Genomic DNA, 19,895 nt, shown 5'->3' with positions numbered 1-19,895 from the left:
GTATTTTTAAGGCCGTTTGTTTAAGACCCTTTGTTTAAGGTAATGGTTTAAGACCCTTTGTTTAAGGTAAAGGTTTAAGACTATCTAAACTTAATGTACCTTGTCGATTTTACCCACTTCACTTTGCAAGTCGAATTTAAGTTCGTCATCGGCAACAGAAACAGTCACCTTACCCCCATGCTCTAACTCCCCGAATAGCAAAGCTTCTGCGAGTGGCTTCTTAATGCTTTCTTGAATCAGTCTGGCCATTGGTCTGGCACCCATTTTCTCATCATAGCCATTTTTTGCCAACCATTCACGGGCATCGGTTTCAACGTATAACTCAACTTTTTTCTCTGCCAATTGCGTTTCAAGTTCAAAGATAAACTTATCAACCACTTGAATCATCACCTCAGGCGAGAGTGAAGAAAATTGCACCACAGCATCCAAACGATTACGAAATTCAGGCGTGAAGCCACGTTTAATCGCTTCCATGCCATCAGAGGCATGATTTTGCTTGGTAAAGCCAATGGATGAGCGCGACATTGCTTCTGCACCCATATTGGTCGTCATAATTAAAATCACATTTCTGAAATCTGCCTTACGACCATTATTATCCGTCAGCGTGCCATGATCCATTACCTGCAATAACAGGTTAAAGACATCCGGATGGGCTTTTTCAATTTCATCCAATAACAACACGCAATGAGGATGCTTGTTCACCGCTTCGGTCAACAAGCCCCCCTGATCATAGCCCACATAACCCGGTGGTGCGCCAATCAGTCTTGATACCGTATGACGCTCCATGTATTCAGACATATCAAAGCGGACTAACTCAATCCCCATTAATTTGGCAAGTTGGGTAGAAACCTCGGTTTTACCCACGCCAGTAGGTCCTGAGAAGAGGAATGAGCCAATTGGCTTATTATCCCGCCCTATGCCAGCCCGAGTCATCTTAATGGCATCATCAAGCGTCTCAATGGCTTTATCTTGACCATGTATAACCAGTTTCAGGTTACGCGCTAATTTCTTCAGTGCACTCTTATCACTGGTACTGATATTTTTCGGTGGAATGCGGGCAATCGTCGCGATAATGGCTTCAATTTCTTTCACGCCAATGGTTTTCTTACGCTTAGACGGTGCTTTGAGCTGTTGATTAGCACCTGCCTCATCAATGACATCAATAGCCTTATCAGGTAAGTGACGCTCATTAATGTAGCGTTCTGACAATTCTGCCGCAGTGCGTAATGCCTGTTTGGTATATTTAATATGATGGTATTCTTCATAGCGTGAACGTAGACCTTCAAGAATTTGATAGGTCTCTTCTGCAGTGGGCTCAGGTACATCAATTTTCTGAAAGCGTCGCGCTAAGGCATGGTCTTTTTCAAAGATACCGCGATACTCCTGATAGGTCGTCGAGCCAATACAACGTAAATCACTGGTTGACAAGGCCGGCTTAATTAGGTTTGACGCATCCATTGCACCACCTGATGCCGCACCGGCACCAATAATGGTATGGATTTCATCGATAAACAAAATCGATTTAGGTTCTTTTTTCAGTTGGTTCAAAACTGCCTTTAGGCGTTTTTCAAAATCACCACGGTATTTAGTACCGGCCAATAATGCACCGAGATCTAAAGAAAAAATGACATTGCCTTCCAGTACTTCCGGCACTTCATTATCAATGATTTTCTTTGCCAGCCCTTCTGCCAAGGCTGTTTTACCCACCCCCGCTTCACCGACAAACAAAGGGTTGTTTTTTCTACGGCGACAAAGGATTTGAATGGTACGATTGACTTCTTCTTTACGCCCAATCAACGGATCGATTTTGCCAGCCAGAGCACGTTCATTGAGATTAACCGCATAGAGATCCAGAGGACTTTGAGAGGCTTTAGCAGCAGCGCCTTCGGCAGATTCGCCTTCAGCACCACGTTCTTCTTCGTCCATACCGGCATTGCTATCATCAACCTTGCTAATACCATGCGAAATAAAACTCACAATATCCAGCCGAGAAACATCTTGTTTACCTAACAAGTAAACAGCCTGAGATTCCTGTTCATTAAAAATAGCAACCAGCACATTAGCCCCGTTCACTTCTTTTTTCCCGGAAGATTGCGCCTGAAAAATAGCCCGTTGTAACACCCGCTGAAAACCCAACGTCGGCTGAGTATCACGCTCATCAATTTCAGACAATACGGGTGTGGTTTCATCTAAAAAAATCACCAATTCAGTGCGCAATTGAGAGAGGTCTACCGTACAGGCTTTGAGCACTTCTTCTGCCGCTGGATTATCCAGCAAAGCAAGCAACAGATGTTCAACCGTCATAAATTCATGACGTTTTTCCCTTGCTTCTTTGAACGCAAGGTTGAGTGTAAATTCGAGTTCTTTACTCAGCACTATGGTTTATCCTCTATCAAAATTTACTGCTTACACTACTCTTATCGAAAACCTTTTATTGTGTATTCTATTATTCAACTTCCATAGAACACATCAAAGGATGATTATGTTTTTTTGAGTAGTTATTCACTTCTAGTGTTTTCGTTTCTGCCATATCACGGGTAAACAGGCCACAGACCCCTTTGCCGCTATTATGGACATCCATCATCACTCGCGTGGCTTTAGCTCTGTCCATAGAGAAAAAATTCTCTAACACATGCACCACAAATTCCATTGGCGTGTAATCATCGTTATTGATAATAACACGATACATACGTGGTTTTTTTAGCTTGGGCTTGGCGGTTTCAACCGCCGTGCTGCCAGCGCCGTCATCATCGTCATTTATTTCGTCATCAGACCATTCATCTGAATTTGTCACGTTAATCATATTTATTTAAGTCTAGCTAAATCTAAAAAAAATTCTCTATTTTATTGAAAAAAGTTTTTTAAAACTTTCTATTACCCATTAATTTTATAGGGAAATAATAAAATAAAATGTTGTCTACCACTCATTAATGGGGCTTTTTACTCCTATTTACAAGTGACTCAAATTGCCAGATTTCAATCTATTTTCCCCTATCATGATAGGAAAACTTAACTATTTATCCTTTATGATGTATCTAAATGCTTCACTTTTGTGGAATATTATCTATATTTATTATAAACTTAATATACCTTATTAAAGTAATTGCTAGGAATGTGCAATGGGCAAGGCAAAATCATCCCAAAATAAGGATGATAAAAAGAACAAAAAAGCATTAAAAAATAAGTCTGAAAAAGAAAATATTAATGCTCAAAAAAAGTTGAAAAGCCTTAAAGCTGATCAGCAACGAACAACTGCGTCTGTAAATACGCCTGTAAAAAAGCCTGCAAAAAAATCACTTAATGCTTTAAAAAACATACAACAACGACTCGATAAACTCGTCAGCCAACGAGAAGCTGAAAAACAACAACTTGAAGCACTCCAACGAGAAACTACGCGTTTAAGCCACAAGACCACCACTCTCAAGCAACAAAATCATCAGTTTGAGCATCGCGTTGAGACTGTAGAGTCACAACAAAAACAACATGAAACCCAGCTAGAAAAAAACCATTTTCAGATAAAAAAGAATCGGTCTCGACTCAAAAAAAGTACTGAAGGCATAGAAAAATCACTTTCCCTCTCCGCTCTCAATAGCGATTTATTGCGTATTAAATATTCTCTGGAAAAGAAAAACGACCTATTAGTTCAGGATACTGAGAAACTGGCCAGTGAAATTGCCCATTTTAAGGCACTCAACCAACGGGTAGAGCAAAAGATTCTTTCCCTTGAGAACAAGTCCACTCCCCCGCCTGAATCGGTGCAAACACTGAATGAAAATAATGACGTTTTATACAAAAAAATTGCTGATTTTGAAGAAGAGCTCAAAGAATATTCGGATACTTTTAATAATTCCGAGCAAAATAACGATGAATTTAATGAGCAATTAAAACAGCTTAATATTACCATTACGGCACTTAATGAAAATCAACAGAACCACGATACACAAATAAAATTATTACAAACTGATACCAGTAATATCAGAAAATCACTGCAGCAGGAAACCCAGAATTTCCAGCAACAGAGTGTGCATCATCAAGAAAACATTGATGTGATTAAACACACCATGAGTGAAATTGAGGACAAAGTTGCTGAACAAGCATTGTTCAATAAAAACCTTGAATCAACAGATGATAAATTCGCCCCTTTAGAATCTCAAATTCAGGCCATCGAAAATCAACTTGAGATAGTTCAACAAGAGCAGCAGCAAAAACAACAGCATGAACAACAAACGTCACTGAAAGAATCAGTACAGCAAAATGAGCAGAAATCAGCTGAATTAGCACTGCAAATTAGCACTGAGATCCTTGAATCTCAAGCATCATTCAAAACACAGTTTCAAAAAACTATCAGCAAGCAACTTGATGAGCAATTAGATAAACAGCTCAATGAGAAATTGCTTAAACCGCAGGAGTCACTCAAGCAACAACTTGAAGAAACCAGTAATAAGTCCATTAACCTGGAAAATCTGGTCAGTGAAATGCAGGTACAACAAAACACTGATCAGGCACATCATGACGAATTATCTAAACAATACTTGCTACAACAGCAACAATTAGATAAACATGATGTCCAACTCAGCCAATTAGATCCACTCATTGCTCAAAATGAGATCACTGAGCAGCAATTAGAGCAGATTTCTGCGGCATTAGAACAATTTTCTGACACTCAAAACAATCTCACTGCATTAGAAAATGAACTACAATCTGGATTTTTAAGCCTGGATCAAAAAATTGAGGCCGCTCAAGCACAAGAGCAAACTGACATTCAACAACTTGCCCAACAGCAACAAGGCCTTGAACGTTATCAACAAGAATTAGATACACGTCAACAGAGTGTTGAAAGCCATCATCATGACTTGGGACAAGAACAAGATAAATTAGCACAGCAACAACTGAACCTTGAAAACCGGCAAGAAGACATAAAAAACCATCAGTTACACGTTGAAAATCATCAACAAAAAATGGTCAGCTATCAACAGGATCAGGGTGTCGAGATCAACCAACTCAGTGAGACAATTAAAACGCGTAGCAAATGGTTTGCTATCGCGCTGGTTTCTACTTTCACCCTCTCCACCCTACTTATATTAAATCAAGAATTCATCACCCAGACATTTGAGCTTGAGAGCGATGAAATAAGCGCTAGCAACAAAGAAGCACTTATCAGTGAAATAAAAACCGCGATTACCAATGAAACGTACACCAAGATAAATGCCCTGACAAAACAAAATAGCGCCATTATCAATGAGCAACTGAATCAAGTCCGGGATTCTATAGAGCAGGTTAGCCTGCAAACAGAACAGCTCAAAAGCGAGCGATTAAATAAACAAACTTCCACAGCAAGTTCAAATATTAAGCCCGTCAATGAGCAACAAGTGTCTGAAGAAATGACCAAGCTTCAGAGTGAATTAAACAAAACACAGAATCAACAACTGGACTTAAGTAAAAACGTCGATAGCCTGAACGATAATGTTAGCGCTCTGAGCAGTGACATTAGACAGGTCAAAGTACAGTTACAAGATTCCATTAAGCAACAACAGACATTCTCTTCTCAAGTGACTGCTTCGCTGGCAAATATTGCGAGCGAAGCGCAGAAAAGTAAAGTAGCTCTTACTGATACCGGCACTAGTACCGATAATATGACTTTAGGGCACATTAAAAATACCAAAATTGATATTATCAAATTAGATGTCAATGCAACGTCTTTTTATACCGTGCAATTACTGGGAGCCACTAAAAAAGAATCCATTAAAGATTTTATTCAACACTATGATTTGTCAAAATCCAGTCAAATTTATCAGGTTGAATGGCACAATAAACCTTGGTATATTTTGGTTCAGGGACATTTTTCTAGTTTCTCAAAAGCAAAAGCCAGCCTAGAAACGCTGCCTGATTACCTCAGTAATAATCAGCCTTGGATAAAGAAACTGCCTTAAACATTAATATTTCCAACTGGCATTAATGGTAAATATATGAATAAAGTTGGTTTTAAACTCACCATCCAAACCCCCCTGACGAGCAAGCCCTGCCTGGTTAACACTTGCTTTACCCGCATCCATTAATTCATAAGCACCACTAACGGTAATGTCTTTGCTCAATTCATACTGAGCTCCGAGTGCATAACGGATCTGTCTATCCAAAGGTAAATCGATAGTGCGATCTTTATCACTCACCGGTGAACTATCATAAGCAATACCTGACATTAATTTCCACTTGTCTGACCATTGATAATGAAAGCCCACTGCAGCATTCCAGGTATCATCATAATTACGATCATAAGTCGTTCGAGCACCACCAGAAAAAATTAAATCAGTTTTGCCAAATGCTGACCAGTCCTGCCAACCGAGGCTTCCTACTACAGCCCAGTCATCATTCAGCTGGTGAAAAACACTAAACGAAACAGCCTGTGGTAAAGTCATTTCCAGATCAACATTGGGATCACCTAAAAAATAGTCAGGAATGCCCGTAATTCCTGAAATACCCTTAGTACTGATAGCATCATCAAACTCTAGGTCAACCTCGGAGTTATAAATAAAACCTACTCGCGTCATGGTTGTAAATTCATAGAGCATCGATACACCAAAACCAAAGCTCAGTTCGGATTCTTCAATTTTTATCTGGCCATCCGCTGTGTTACCAATATTTAATGGATTGTTATTCCAAGCAATTTTTTGTGTCAATTTGCTATAAACCATATTAATAGAACCACCAATGGATAGTTTATCATTGACCTTATAACCCAATGAAGCCTTTGTCAGCAAGGTCAGGAGCTCACCATCGGTCACAAAATATCGCCCTCCCCAGTCTGTACCAAAATCAACACCCAGCCCCAAATATGAGCCACTGGATAGGCCAAATTTTAAGTCTGGCGCTAATTCATGCACATAGTAAACTGCCAGTGCTGGCACCCAACCACCGGCATTACCACCATTCCCACCACCTGAACCCGAGCCATTATCAATATCAAATCTTGCATCAACATACATAGGCTGAAATCCAGCCAATAATTCATCTCTATCTAAACGCGTCATTCCTGCCGGGTTAAATGCTGCCGTTGCTGCATTATCTGCAATGGCATTACGCCCTGCCGAAGCAGTACCCACTTCGGGAGAAGCGCCTTCATAAAGCCAAAGCCCAGCGGCTGAAATAAGCCCCGAAAAAGAAATGGATGCTAATAATATGGAGGTAGTAACAAGTGACTTTCTAAAGTGCATAAGATCTCTTTAATTAATTAAGACTTAATTAATGTCCATCCGTAAATAAGAATATTTTTAAAATTGTGACCGTAGGGTGGGCACGCTTTTTGTGCCCACGCTGAAAGTGTACATAATAAGCGCTTGAGTCAGCGTGGGCAGATAAAGCCATGCCCACCCTACGGTTCTTTATATAAATAAGCCTATTTAGGATAGACACCCGTCAAGCTAAGTTCTGGTTAATAATTAACGGTATCGTTCAGTTTGTAGCATTTGTGATGCGCTTCGTACCTCAGCAGCATCCTACGGTTCTACATTACCACGCTATTTAACTGAATAGCCTTTACCTTCTAAACAAGCAGAATAGGCACGATTATACTGATTACGGTTATTGGCGTAATTATTCGCTTCACGCTGTTCCCATTCTTTGGTTGTCTGTTCGGTTCTATTATTCGCAGAACCTTGTCTCACGCCACCAATCAAAGCACCTGCCGCCAAACCGCGCTTAGCTGATTTTGAGCTATCACCAATGATGGCACCCAAGGCTGCACCGCCAAGACCACCACGAACAACACCGCCTGTTCTCTTAGCCTGTGATGGTGGAGCAGTCGTTGTTGTTGGTGCTTTCATGGGATCAAAGCCGGTCTGTCCTTTCGCCCAGCCATAGCAGGAAAATTTATCTTGTTCTACTTGTTGATTGCTCTGTCCCTTAGAAGGAAACACCATCAACTCAGCCATTGCTGTATTGATGGTTAACATGGTCACGATGGTCAGACCACTTAATATTATTGAGTTTTTCATATTTACACCTTAATTTTTTATTATCAAGAGCAAACCATCATTGGGTCGATGATTTACTCACTGAGTCTTATGCTGTCATTATATCTTATTATCCAGTACATGAACTAATGCTGAATAAAAACTATTGGGGGTGAATTTGACTAATTTTAGACCCTTGAAGACCTGCACCTGCCATCAAGCCACCTTGACCGAAGGTAAAGACATAAACCGATTCGGTGGTTGTCATTGAAGTCATAGAACGTGCCATGCCATCGTCAACCACGACAATGCTTGGACCGACACCGACTTCCCAGCCATCGCTACTATTCAAATAATCCATTGCCTTGCTATTCATAAAAAACATCGCATAACTAAAGCTTTGTGCGCCAGCCTGAAACCCATAAGAACCCGCGACAGTATTGTAATAAGCCACGGTCTTACCATTTTTCTTCAACACACCTTCACCATGCTGGCCACCAACCATTAAACCGGCTTTAAGGATTTTAGGAAAAATAAGAATACCCTTGGCCTTTTTGGCTAACTGAGCGGCAGCAGGAGTAGACTTTAACAATTTATTCAGTGCGGCATCGGCATCACGCTCAAGCGCAGTAGCATCGACACCAATGCCAGCCGATTTTCCAACATCAGTTGCTACTTTGCCAGCCGACTTGCCCAGTTCAGTCGCCGCATCGCCAACATCACTGGCCATTTCACCCAATCGTTCACCTAAAGCTGAACTTTGCTGTGAAAAAAACATCAGGCAAGAAAAAATAAAAATACCATGCTTGTTATACATAAAAAATCCTATTCTATTGATACAAATTTTAAAAAATTAATCACATCATTGGCTCAGGAGAAACCCGCAAAACCTCTTCTACGGTAGTGACACCCTTAGCAATTTTTTGTGCGCCATTGAGGCGTAATGGTTTATAACCGTCTTTGACTGCCTGACGGCGTAATTGTTCCATATCGGCATCCCGCCCCAATAAGTTTTTAAACTCGGTCGTTAAAGGCAACATTTCAAACAAACCAATACGACCTAAAAACCCCGTATTTCGACATTCTAAACAACCAACCGGCTTATAAACTTTTTTCGGCAACTCACTTTTCCAGGGTTTGACCATATCAGCCCAAACATCTTCAGCAATTGTGGTTTCCTCTTTACAATGCGGGCAAAGGGTACGTACCAGACGTTGCGCCATAATACCGATAATGCTGGAATGGATCAAATAAGGTGGCACACCAATATCCTGTAAGCGAATAAGAGCAGATAAGGTATCATTTGTGTGTAAAGTGGATAGCACTAGATGCCCAGTTAAAGAGGCCTGAATTGCCATTTCTGCAGTTTCTTTATCCCTGATCTCACCAATCATGATAATATCTGGATCTTGACGCATCAATGTTCGAACGCCCTGGGCAAAATCGAGTTCAATTTTCTGGTGAACCTGCATTTGATTGAACATGGGTTCAACCATTTCGATGGGATCTTCTACCGTGCAAACATTGACTTCCGGCTTGGCTAATTGCCGTAAAGTGGTATAAAGCGTACTGGTTTTACCCGAACCCGTAGGCCCCGTCACTAAGATAATGCCATTGGGCTTTTTGATCATTTCCTGCCAGGCTTTATTTTCCGACTTACCAAAACCTAATGATTCAAAGCCCCGTTGTAGCACTTCAGGATCAAAAATCCGCATCACCAGTTTTTCACCAAAGGCCGTCGGCATGGTCGATAAGCGTAATTCGATTTCTAAACCATCGGGGGTTTTAGTTTTGATTCGGCCATCTTGTGGGCGACGTTTTTCAGAGACATCCATACGACCAAGAATTTTGATACGACTAGAAACCGCATTCATTACTGCGGCAGGAATTTCATACACCTGCTGCATGACACCATCAATACGAAAACGCACATTGGCCTGTTCACGACGAGGCTCTAAATGGATATCACTGGCACGTTGTTCAAAGGCATATTGTAATAGCCAATCAACAATACGCACAATATGATTGTTATCAGCATCTAGGTTACCAGCACGCCCCATTTCAATTAATTGTTCCAGATTCTGAATGCCCAGAATCTCATCTTCTGACTGGTATTTAGCCTTGGTAACCGATTTTGAAACACTATAAAACTCTACCAGAAAATGGGTCAAATCATCCGGATTAGATAATAATAGTTTGATGTTTTTTCCAGAAATCCGCTCTATTTCTGCCTGCCAGTCTAGTTGAAAAGGCTGTGCTGTAGCAACATAAACAGTATCATGAGTCACTTCTAAGGGTAGGATATTGAAGTTTTTGGCATAGGAAAAAGACATTAAGGAAGTCACGCTATGGACATCAATCACCAAGGGATCGATTCGCCGAGTTTCAATATCTACTTTATCAGCTAACCATTGCATCAACTCATCCATTGATATTTGTCGCTCAGGATGAGAACAACTCATCCAACCGCGATCAGTAATCACTAAAAACGGATGTTGTTTGGAATATTGATTATGTTGGTCCAAGGCTCTGAGAACCTGAGTATTCTCCTTTGAAACCAGCCCGTCAGCGACCAGCAATTCCAATATTTTATAGAGATCCAATTGACCATCTGGCCGGGTAAGTTTATTAATATCCATGAGTATTTTAGTATTCTTTGTTTCAAGCAACTCTTAGCATAAATCGTTACAACTATCCTAAAAACATCCTAAAAATATCCTTAAAAAATAAGTTAAAACAATGCTATACTGCCATGCTTGTTTTTATTGTTAACGATTCAACTAACGATTCAACTATAATTGTGCAAAATTTTTATGTCTAAACTGATTCTTTTTAATAAGCCCTACAATGTATTATGTCAGTTTACAGACACCGATGAGCAACATGCCAGCAGTCGGGAAAATTTATCTGACTATATCAACATAAAAAAGGTCTACCCCGCTGGCCGTCTTGATAGAGACAGTGAGGGCTTATTATTATTGACCGATTCAGGTGCCTTACAGCACCAGATTGCACATCCCAAGCATAGCAAAGAAAAGTCCTATTGGGTACAAGTGGATGGTGCAATTGACGAACAGGCACTAAAACAGCTTTGCCAGGGTGTGCGCTTAAAAGACGGTTTAACCAAACCCGCCAAGGCAAGAATAATATCCGAACCCGAAATTTGGCCACGAATACCACCGGTACGTTTTCGTAAAGACATTCCCACAACCTGGATTGAGCTCAGCATTAGCGAAGGAAAAAACCGTCAAGTACGTCGTATGACTGCTGCAGTTGGGTTTCCTACTCTGCGTCTAATCCGCCATCGAATTGGTCAATGGCAATTAGACACGATGCAGCCTGGCGAATACCGTAAATTAAACATTAAATAAAACCCTATGAGCAAAATACTGACTTACTTTACACGACTGAGTGCATTATTTTTTTTAATGCTTTCAACTATAGCCATGGCAGATACTTTTGTCAGCGAAGAGGTTATCACCGATCCTGATGTGAAACATTTCTCCATGTGCCACAATCAGGGCTGCAAAACAGTGGCACAATTATCACTGAGTGATACACAATGGGCGCAGATCAGCCAACATTTCCAACCACCAACCACCTCAGCAGAACAAGAACGCCGGCAAATTGCCAATGCGATTGCAGAGTTTGAACAAATCGTCGGTGTCATGACCGACACCACCCACGATAAAGCCGGTCTATTTCAGGCAATGGGTTCTTATGGGCAATTAGATTGTATTGATGAATCAACCAATACCACAACTTACCTGCTCATTATGGACAAACAAGGCTTATTAAAATGGCATGAGCCTATGGATCACGTTAATCGAGGCTTTTTTATTTTCGGCTGGCCACATAGTTCGGGTGCAATGCGTGAGAAAGCACATTCAGGTAATAGCGATGAGCCCGCCGAATTTGCTGTGGATTCCTGGTTTGAAGATAACGGTAAACGTCCCCATATTATACCATTATCACAATGGCGTTCCGGTTGGTCACCCCATGAGTAAAGACAGCACAGCATCAAAAACACCTGCAATCGTCGTCGGCTTATCCGGTGGCGTGGATTCATCTGTGACAGCTCTATTACTTAAACAACAGGGCTTTGATGTTTCAGCGATTTTCATGAAAAACTGGAACGAAGATGATGATGCCGGTTACTGCCCGGCTGAAGAAGATTTTGCCGATGCCCAAAGTATTGCCGCAGAGCTGGACATCCCTTTTCATGGGGTCAATTTTGCACCAGAATATTGGGACAATGTATTTTCTTATTTTTTAGCAGAATATAAAGCTGGGCGAACTCCAAATCCTGATATTCTTTGTAATAAAGAAATCAAATTTAAAGTCTTTCTGGATTATGCCCTCTCTCAGGGTGCAGAAAAAATTGCCACCGGACATTATGCCCGTGTTAAAGAAGAAAACGGTGAGTTTTTTCTGCTTAAAGGAAAGGACAATAATAAAGATCAAAGTTATTTCCTTTATACTCTAGGACAATACCCCTTATCAAAAACATTATTCCCTGTCGGTGAATTGGAAAAACCCGAAGTACGAGCCTTGGCAGAAAAGTTTCAGCTCGCCACCTGGGATAAAAAAGATTCAACCGGCATCTGCTTTATTGGCGAGCGTGACTTCGCTAAATTCCTGAGCAAGTATTTGCCTGCCAAACCCGGTGACATGGTAACGCCTGAGGGTGAAGTCGTGGGGCAACATCAGGGGCTGATGTACCACACTCTAGGACAAAGAAAAGGCCTAGGCATTGGCGGTCGAAAGGCCAGCAAAGCGGCAGAAAAAACAGCGGGAATGCCCTGGTTTGCGGCACAAAAAAACTTATCGAACAATCAACTGATTGTGGTACAAGGCAAGGATCATCCTTTACTTTATAGTCAGCACTTAAGCGCATCCCAATTACATTGGGTGAGTGGCAAAGCACCGGCAGCGCCTTTTCAATGCATGGCAAAAACTCGCTATCGGCAAGCCGACCAAGCTTGTACCATCACTGAAATAAACAAGCTGGCAGCCAAAAGCACAAACTTGAACACAGAAACCCAAACAAATTGTGTGGTAGAATTCGACTCGCCTCAATTTGCCATCACACCGGGACAATCAATCGTCTTTTATCAAGGCGAAATTTGCCTTGGCGGTGGAATTATTGATTAATACAGAGAAAGTAAATTGTCAACAGAACACTCAACAGAGCCTTTAACAAGCAAGCCCTTAACAACGATGGAAGAACGCACTATCGCCCTGGCGGGGATCTTCCAAAATTGTAAGCAGGTACAAACACTGGCCAGTAGTGGCAAGGTTGATGGCTTTTATCTGGATGTAGCAGTTAAGGCGATTCTAAATACCTCGCCGGATGACACCCTGCAAGTTTTCCAAGGCATAGCGGGCATTCGTGATGGCCTGACATTGGTACAACAGCAATTGGGTAATGGTGATACAAAACGCAACACGGAACTGACCCGTTATTCTATCAGCGTGTTATTTTTAGCCAATAAATTGCTCAAAGATCAAGCCATGCTGAAACAATTAAGTGATGGCATTGACAAGGCACAGGGACAGGTTGAACATTTTGGCATCGATCATTCCAACATTTATGCCAGTCTGGGTGGCTTATACTCAGACACCATCAGCCAATTAAATCCACGTATTATGGTGGCAGGTGAACCTGAATATTTGAACAATCCTGACAATGCTAACAAAGTACGTACCTTTTTATTAGGCAGTATTCGAGCTGCCGTACTGTGGCAACAGTTAGGTGGCAGTCGTTGGCAACTATTGCTTAAACGCAAACAAATTGTCGATATTGCAAAAACACTTGCTCAGCGCTAGGAACTTTTAAAAAAATTTTTTGTCTATCCTTTTGCTTGTGATTAGGCAAAAACAGAAAATTAATTTTATCCAAGGATAAAATTAAAATATCATCTTAAACAAATGTAACTATTCAGAGTATTTTAGCGTACCAATAGAGTATTCAATCGGATACGGGAATTACACTAAACAGTTACAAACAAACATTAATATTAAAATAGTTTAAAACCATGAGTCTATATCAACAAATAACACATGCAAGAGATTGCTTAAGTAAAAAAATCATCGGTCAGGAAGCACTGGTTAATAAGTTGTTTATTGCCCTATTAGCTGACGGCCATTTACTGGTTGAAGGCGCTCCCGGCCTGGCGAAAACCCGCGCCATTAAGGAACTGAGTGATTTGATTGAAGCGGATTTTCATCGCGTTCAGTTTACTCCAGATTTATTACCCGCTGACTTAACTGGCACCGAAATATATCGCCCTCAGGATGGTACTTTTCATTTTCAAAAAGGCCCTTTATTTCATAACTTGCTATTGGCCGATGAAATAAATCGCGCCCCGGCCAAAGTGCAATCAGCGCTTTTAGAAGCTATGGCTGAAAAACAAATTACCGTTGGCAGAGAAACCTATCAATTACCTAAATTGTTCATGGTGATGGCGACGCAAAACCCCATTGAACAAGAAGGTACTTATCCTCTGCCAGAAGCACAACTGGATCGTTTTTTGATGCACATTAGCATCGACTACCCTAATCCAGATGCAGAAAAATCCATCTTAGAACTCAATCGTCAGGAAGCTCAAGCTGAGTTATTGAAAACGTCCGACAATGACACTGACGACAAGCCTGAACCCCTTATTAGTCAACAGGTATTATTCGCTGCCCGTCATGAAATCCTCAACATTCACATGAGCAGCGAAGTTGAAGACTATTTATTGAAAATCATTTTAGCCACCCGTGATCCGTCACCCTATGATGAACAATTATCCAAGTGGGTAAATTATGGCGTTAGCCCTCGTGCAACAATTGCCTTAGACCGTTGTGCCCGTGCTCATGCCTGGTTAGCCGGTAAGGACTATGTGGCACCGTCTGATGTTCAGGCCGTAGCCGCAGATATTTTTCGTCATCGTATCTTGTTATCCTTCGAAGCCGAAGCCAATGGGATTGATGCCGATTATTTTATTACTCAATTACTCAGTTACATTGCAGTGCCTTAGCCTTAAGGAAGACATTGATTAACAACTGATAGCGTAAGATAGACAGTATAACGATGAGTTTATGGAATTTTTTACAATCAAAGCCACAAAATGCGTCCCCCGAAGAAAGCAACAACAGGACGAGCAATACCCGTGCAACTCAGGTTGACTTAACCGGACTGATACAATTGCGCTATCAGTCCTCTCATCTGTCTTTGGGATCACAACGCAAGGCATTTTCTACAATTTCCGGCAACTATAGTTCCGCCTTTAAAGGCCGTGGACTGAACTTTGATGAAGTACGTCCTTATCAGCCCGGCGATGACATCCGCAATATCGATTGGAATGTTACTGCACGTACCGATAAAGTACACACCAAAGTCTTTCAGGAAGAACGAGAACGTCCTGTCTTTATTATTGTTGACCTCAGCAGTAGTATGTATTTTGGCACTCGGCATTGTTTAAAGTCCGTGACGGCGGCCAAAGCAGCAGCATTATTTGCTTGGGCTGGTGCAGATAATAGTAATCGCATCGGGGGCCTGATTTTTAATGACTATGAACACATGGAAATGCGTCCCAAGGGTGGTCATCGTGGCGTTTTACAATTTTTAAAACTACTTTCTGACTTTCATAATAAACATGACAATGTTGATCCGAGTGCTAGCAATAGCACACAAAGCAACGAAGATACACCTGATAACAAACAAGTTATTGATGGTAAACAAGATTTTGATAACAAACAGCCTCTTAATAAAGGCTTGCTCTTTGCCCGCATACAAAAAATGATCAATCCCGGCAGTATCGTATTGCTGGCCTCAGACTTTAATCAGATAGATACTCATGCAACTAACAACCCGGTATTAAAGCATATCCAATACATTGCCCGACATAATGATCTCTTAATCACTTATATTTTTGATGCCTTAGAAAAACAATTACCACCACCGGGACAATATGGTATTAGTGATGGTCAACATGAACAAATCATTGATACCCGTGATCGGCACTTAAGAGCTTCTTTTCAGCAATTATCTAACAATAAGAGTGATGCCATTGAGCAATTTTGTGTTTCAAATCGTATTCATCTGATTAATCTAGCCACTCATGATAAAGTCCCCGATCAATTTCTTGCCGCTTTAGGCAAGGGTTCCAGTGTGCGTCGTATTGCCAGGAGTCGTTCATAATGCCCGAGCAATTTGATCCTACAAAACTAGCCGATATTTACCTACCAGAAACCATTTCACTTTGGCCCCTAGCACCTGCCTGGTGGTTTTTACTGGCAGGTATTATTGTCCTTATAGCATTAATCATCTACTGGCTAAAAAGAGTACCCAAAATTCCTGCACCCACACGCAAAGAACTCAAGTCTCAGGCGCTACAAGAATTACTGGCAATTAAGGCATCCTATGAGTCTCAAGCTGCCGATAAAGGCAGCAAAGAAATTGTTCATGAGACGGTAAAAAAACTATCCGTGTTTTTACGTCGCTATGCCCTCTCTCTCTATCCACGGGATCAGGTTGCCTCAATCACAGACGAACGATGGTTGGTATTTCTTGATCGACTTTATTCTGGTGACGCTCAAAGCAACTCAAATCCCAAGCCTTTATTTAGCAAGAAATTTGCTGTATTACTGACTCAAGTGCCCTATCAATCACCACATAGTGAGATTGATACCTCACTCATCGATGAATTATTTCGGGTTTCTGAAAGCTTAATAAAAAATACCTATCAACTATATAAAGCCAATATGCCCATATCCAGCATTCCAGTCTCTAACAAAGAAAGTCTGGAGCAAAAACATGTATAGTTTTGACTGGCCCTGGATGTTTGCATTGTTACCCTTGCCCATAATTGTCTATGCCTTTAGCAAACCTGCTGACAATCATCAAAAGCAAGTGCTACGAGTGCCGTTTTATGCACAAGTCAATCAACTCACGCAAATGGAAACAACGCATCACAAGCCTGATTATTCACCGATGATTGTTGTGGCATTTCTGGCCTGGGTATTTTTGATCATAGCCAGTGCACAACCAAAGTGGTCAGGAGAAGCCATTGAAATACCCGTCAGTGGGCGTGATTTAATGCTGGCAGTGGATATTTCCGGCAGCATGGAAACGGCTGATATGTTTTTTGCTCAGGATGCAGTCAATCGTCTCACTGCGGTAAAGTCTGTCTTACTGCCTTTTATTCGTCAGCGTGAAGGCGATCGCATGGGGCTGATTCTATTTGCTGATCATGCCTATTTACAAACCCCGCTCACTTTCGACAGAAAAACCATTGAGAAAATACTCTATGAATCCTTTATTGGCATGGCTGGCTCAAAGGCTACCGCCATCGGTGACGCCATTGGTTTAGCCGTTAAACGGCTAAAAGAATTACCTGCCGATGAAAGCGATTCACGGGTATTAATTTTACTCACTGATGGCTCTAATAATGCCGGTATCGATCCTGTGACCGCTGCAAAACTAGCCAAACAAATCGGCATAAAAATTTACACCATTGGCTTTGGTGCCGATGAAATGATCGTACGCTCCTTCTTTGGTCGGCAACGGGTCAACCCCTCTCGTGACTTAGATGAAAAAACCTTAACCCAAATAGCCGAAAGTACGGGTGGCCAGTATTTTCGTGCCCGTGACACAGAAGAATTAAAACAAATTTATCAGGCCTTAGATGAGTTAGAACCGGTAGAATCCGATAGCCTGACCTTTCGCCCAACTCAGGCACTCTTTTATTTCCCCTTGGGCATCGCCTTGCTACTCAGTCTCGTCATTGCCCTAGTCAAATTACCCTGGGTAGAGAACTTGTTCATTCAGGCTATCTCTAAGCAAGCAACATCTAATCAAGAAAAAAGGAGAAAGCCATAATGACCGATACATTTCACTTTCTTCGTCCCGAATGGTTGTGGGCATTACCCTTTATTGCCATACTTTTAATGGTATTGATTCGCAGTGCTCGAAAAAACAGTGGCTGGGAAAACATCTGCGATCCGGAATTATTGCAATACCAATTAGCACAGCAAAAAACCACAAGCACTTTTCACGCACTACATTGGACCATCCCGCTGATTTTCTTTATCGGCATTATTGCCCTATCAGGCCCAGCCTGGGAGCAAAAAGAGCAGCCTGTTTTTCAACAAGGCAATGCCCTAGTCATTATTCTGGATTTATCTCTTTCCATGAATGCTAAGGATTTAAAACCCTCACGACTTGAGCGTGCCAAACTAAAACTCATCGATATACTGAAACAAAAAACTGAAGGACAAACAGCACTCATTGCTTTTGCTGGTGATGCACATACCGTGAGTCCTTTGACCATTGATACAAAAACCATTATCTCTTTATTGCCAGCACTGGATTCATCAATTATGCCGCTGACCGGTACACATCTTTTAGATGCGATAAAAACTGCCAAACAACTTTTTAAAAATGCCGGCTTTGCTCAGGGTGATATGTTATTGCTTACAGATGGTATTGATCCATTACAGCAATCCCCTCTGGAAAAAAACATTAAAAAACTTCATCAACAGGGTTATCGTTTTTCTGTTATTGGTGTGGGTAGTGAAGCCGGTTCGCCCATCCCCTTATCTGATAAGGGGGGCTTTATTAAATCCTCCTCCGGGCAAGTTATTTTAAGCAAATTAATTCCCGAACCATTAATAAAACTCACTAAAATCGGTGGTGGCCATTATAGTAAATTATCCCTTGATGATAGTGATTTTCAGGCTATTTTAAACCACAGCATGGATGAGAATAATCACTTGGCTGAGGATGACAAACAAGTAGAACAATGGCTAGATAATGGTGCCTATTTAAGTTTGCTATTAATCCCTTTAGCCTTATTCAGTTTTAGAAAAGGCGTATTAAGCTTAGTCTTTTGTCTATCCATTGCTTCTTTCTTCAATCCAGAAACCAGCTATGCTGATGCACTTCCTGAGCCAGCCAAGGATATAGCTAACGAGAAGAACTGGTCAGAAATTTGGTCTACAGACGATCAACGTGGTCAAAAAGAATTTGATGAACAACATTATCAAGCTGCGGCAGAACGCTTTAATAATAAGGACTGGAAAGCCAGTGCCTATTATCGAGCCGGTGACTACGAAAAAGCATTGCAACAATACAATCAGTCCGACGATGCCATCAGCCTTTATAATAAGGGCAATACTTTAGCAAATATGAACAAGTTAGCCGAAGCGCTTGAGGCTTATAAAAAGGCATTAAAACAAACTAAAGCATCTCAAAGTGAGCAAAATATCACTGAGCAAGCCACACAAAATATGGAATATATTGAAAAAATATTGGAGCAACAAAAACAACAGTCTTCACAGAATGGAGGTAAAAATAATGAGCAGGATTCTGAGCAGTCTTCAGAAAACAAGGATCAAAAACAACAAAGTAGTTCTGAAGATGGTTCCAATAGTAATGACTCCAATTCCGAGCAATCTAAGCAACAATCATCCGAGTTTGAATCTGAGGGCGATGATGCTGAAGGTCAAAACGCTGGCTCAAATAGTGAAGAACAGCAGGAGCAAAACGATACAGAAAATGCTCAAAATTCAGAGCAAAATGAGGCTGATGCAGAGAATCAAGAAGCCCGCTCCCCGCAAAACCCACCCATTCCTCCCGAGCAAGAATCTGAGCAAGAGCAAGAAAATGCACAATCTGGCACGGCTGATAAAAATGATGCTCAGACAGAAGAAAGTGCCGATCTTGAAAAAAATGACCCGCAAAAGGGTGAAGCGGACAAAGCCAATGATGTACTGTCACAATTAAGTCAGGAAGAACAACAATCGCTTAAACAATGGTTACAACGTATCCCAGATAATCCAGGTGAATTATTGCGTATTAAATTTCGCAATAATACGCTACTTAAACAAAGACAAACTGATACCAATAATAGCCAATACAATGGTAATCCCTGGTAATTAAGCGCTAAGAAATCAGTTTAG

Annotated in this window: 16 protein-coding genes; 10 read left to right on the top strand and 6 right to left on the bottom strand. The window is 41.2% G+C overall.

Annotated features, from left to right (window positions below; translation table 11 throughout):
* Window positions 1-90 precede the first annotated feature (90 nt).
* Both clpA and clpS read right to left on the bottom strand, forming a co-directional pair.
* Entirely contained in the window at window positions 91-2,376 is a 2,286-nt protein-coding gene (gene clpA / locus JEU79_RS10665; RefSeq protein ID WP_198264109.1) for an ATP-dependent Clp protease ATP-binding subunit ClpA, read from the bottom strand.
* Window positions 2,377-2,446: 70 nt separating this feature from the next.
* Window positions 2,447-2,803 carry an ATP-dependent Clp protease adapter ClpS gene (clpS, locus tag JEU79_RS10660; RefSeq protein WP_198264108.1) on the bottom strand — a complete coding sequence of 119 codons (357 nt, stop codon included), beginning with the start codon at window positions 2,801-2,803 and terminating at the stop codon, window positions 2,447-2,449.
* Window positions 2,804-3,119: 316 nt separating this feature from the next.
* On the opposite strand from clpS, the gene JEU79_RS10655 reads away from it, so the two are divergent.
* A complete protein-coding gene (locus JEU79_RS10655) occupies window positions 3,120-5,930 on the top strand; it encodes a hypothetical protein (protein ID WP_198264107.1) in 2,811 nt (936 codons plus the stop codon).
* Window positions 5,931-5,933: 3 nt separating this feature from the next.
* Here the strand turns inward: JEU79_RS10655 and JEU79_RS10650 are convergent, their stop codons facing one another.
* The 4 genes from JEU79_RS10650 to tfpB all read right to left on the bottom strand — a co-directional run bounded on the left by JEU79_RS10650 (window position 5,934) and on the right by tfpB (window position 10,585).
* The gene (locus JEU79_RS10650; RefSeq protein ID WP_198264106.1) at window positions 5,934-7,208 is read right to left on the bottom strand and encodes an OmpP1/FadL family transporter; all 1,275 of its coding nucleotides are present in this window, start codon (window positions 7,206-7,208) and stop codon (window positions 5,934-5,936) included.
* Window positions 7,209-7,511: 303 nt separating this feature from the next.
* Window positions 7,512-7,988: a hypothetical protein gene (locus JEU79_RS10645; RefSeq protein WP_198264105.1), complete on the bottom strand. Its 477-nt coding sequence runs from the start codon at window positions 7,986-7,988 to the stop codon at window positions 7,512-7,514.
* A gap of 121 nt (window positions 7,989-8,109) precedes the next feature.
* Entirely contained in the window at window positions 8,110-8,763 is a 654-nt protein-coding gene (locus JEU79_RS10640) for a lipid-binding SYLF domain-containing protein (RefSeq protein WP_198264104.1), read from the bottom strand.
* Window positions 8,764-8,803: 40 nt separating this feature from the next.
* Window positions 8,804-10,585, bottom strand: coding sequence for a type IV pilus assembly ATPase TfpB (gene tfpB / locus JEU79_RS10635; protein WP_198264103.1), 1,782 nt, complete (start codon window positions 10,583-10,585; stop codon window positions 8,804-8,806).
* 174 nt (window positions 10,586-10,759) lie between these two features.
* Here tfpB and JEU79_RS10630 point away from each other — a divergent pair, with 174 nt between their 5' ends.
* The 9 genes from JEU79_RS10630 to JEU79_RS10590 all read left to right on the top strand — a co-directional run bounded on the left by JEU79_RS10630 (window position 10,760) and on the right by JEU79_RS10590 (window position 19,871).
* On the top strand, window positions 10,760-11,317 hold the full coding sequence (locus JEU79_RS10630) for a pseudouridine synthase (RefSeq protein ID WP_198264102.1): 558 nt from the start codon (window positions 10,760-10,762) through the stop codon (window positions 11,315-11,317).
* 75 nt (window positions 11,318-11,392) lie between these two features.
* A complete protein-coding gene (locus tag JEU79_RS10625) occupies window positions 11,393-11,953 on the top strand; it encodes a hypothetical protein (RefSeq protein ID WP_214660548.1) in 561 nt (186 codons plus the stop codon).
* Window positions 11,946-13,100: a tRNA 2-thiouridine(34) synthase MnmA gene (gene mnmA / locus JEU79_RS10620; RefSeq protein ID WP_198264100.1), complete on the top strand. Its 1,155-nt coding sequence runs from the start codon at window positions 11,946-11,948 to the stop codon at window positions 13,098-13,100. Before JEU79_RS10625 ends, mnmA begins: the two co-directional genes overlap by 8 nt.
* Window positions 13,101-13,115: 15 nt before the next feature.
* Window positions 13,116-13,775 carry a high frequency lysogenization protein HflD gene (gene hflD, locus JEU79_RS10615; RefSeq protein ID WP_198264099.1) on the top strand — a complete coding sequence of 220 codons (660 nt, stop codon included), beginning with the start codon at window positions 13,116-13,118 and terminating at the stop codon, window positions 13,773-13,775.
* 209 nt (window positions 13,776-13,984) lie between these two features.
* Window positions 13,985-14,971, top strand: coding sequence for an AAA family ATPase (locus tag JEU79_RS10610; RefSeq protein WP_198264098.1), 987 nt, complete (start codon window positions 13,985-13,987; stop codon window positions 14,969-14,971).
* A gap of 53 nt (window positions 14,972-15,024) precedes the next feature.
* Window positions 15,025-16,134, top strand: a complete 1,110-nt coding sequence (locus JEU79_RS10605; RefSeq protein ID WP_198264097.1) for a DUF58 domain-containing protein — start codon at window positions 15,025-15,027, stop codon at window positions 16,132-16,134.
* The gene (locus JEU79_RS10600) at window positions 16,134-16,757 is read left to right on the top strand and encodes a DUF4381 domain-containing protein (protein WP_198264096.1); all 624 of its coding nucleotides are present in this window, start codon (window positions 16,134-16,136) and stop codon (window positions 16,755-16,757) included. The genes JEU79_RS10605 and JEU79_RS10600 overlap by 1 nt, the downstream gene beginning before the upstream one ends.
* Complete coding sequence (locus JEU79_RS10595; protein ID WP_198264095.1) at window positions 16,750-17,814, top strand: vWA domain-containing protein; 1,065 nt, start codon at window positions 16,750-16,752, stop codon at window positions 17,812-17,814. The genes JEU79_RS10600 and JEU79_RS10595 overlap by 8 nt, the downstream gene beginning before the upstream one ends.
* Entirely contained in the window at window positions 17,814-19,871 is a 2,058-nt protein-coding gene (locus JEU79_RS10590; RefSeq protein ID WP_198264094.1) for a vWA domain-containing protein, read from the top strand. Before JEU79_RS10595 ends, JEU79_RS10590 begins: the two co-directional genes overlap by 1 nt.
* The last annotated feature ends 24 nt before the right edge of the window (window positions 19,872-19,895 follow it).

It is taken from the genome of sulfur-oxidizing endosymbiont of Gigantopelta aegis, assembly GCF_016097415.1.
Taxonomy (GTDB): Bacteria; Pseudomonadota; Gammaproteobacteria; order GRL18; family GRL18; genus GRL18.
The sequence above is the reverse complement of the archived record's forward strand: the minus strand, read 5'-3'. Positions and strand labels throughout refer to the sequence as shown.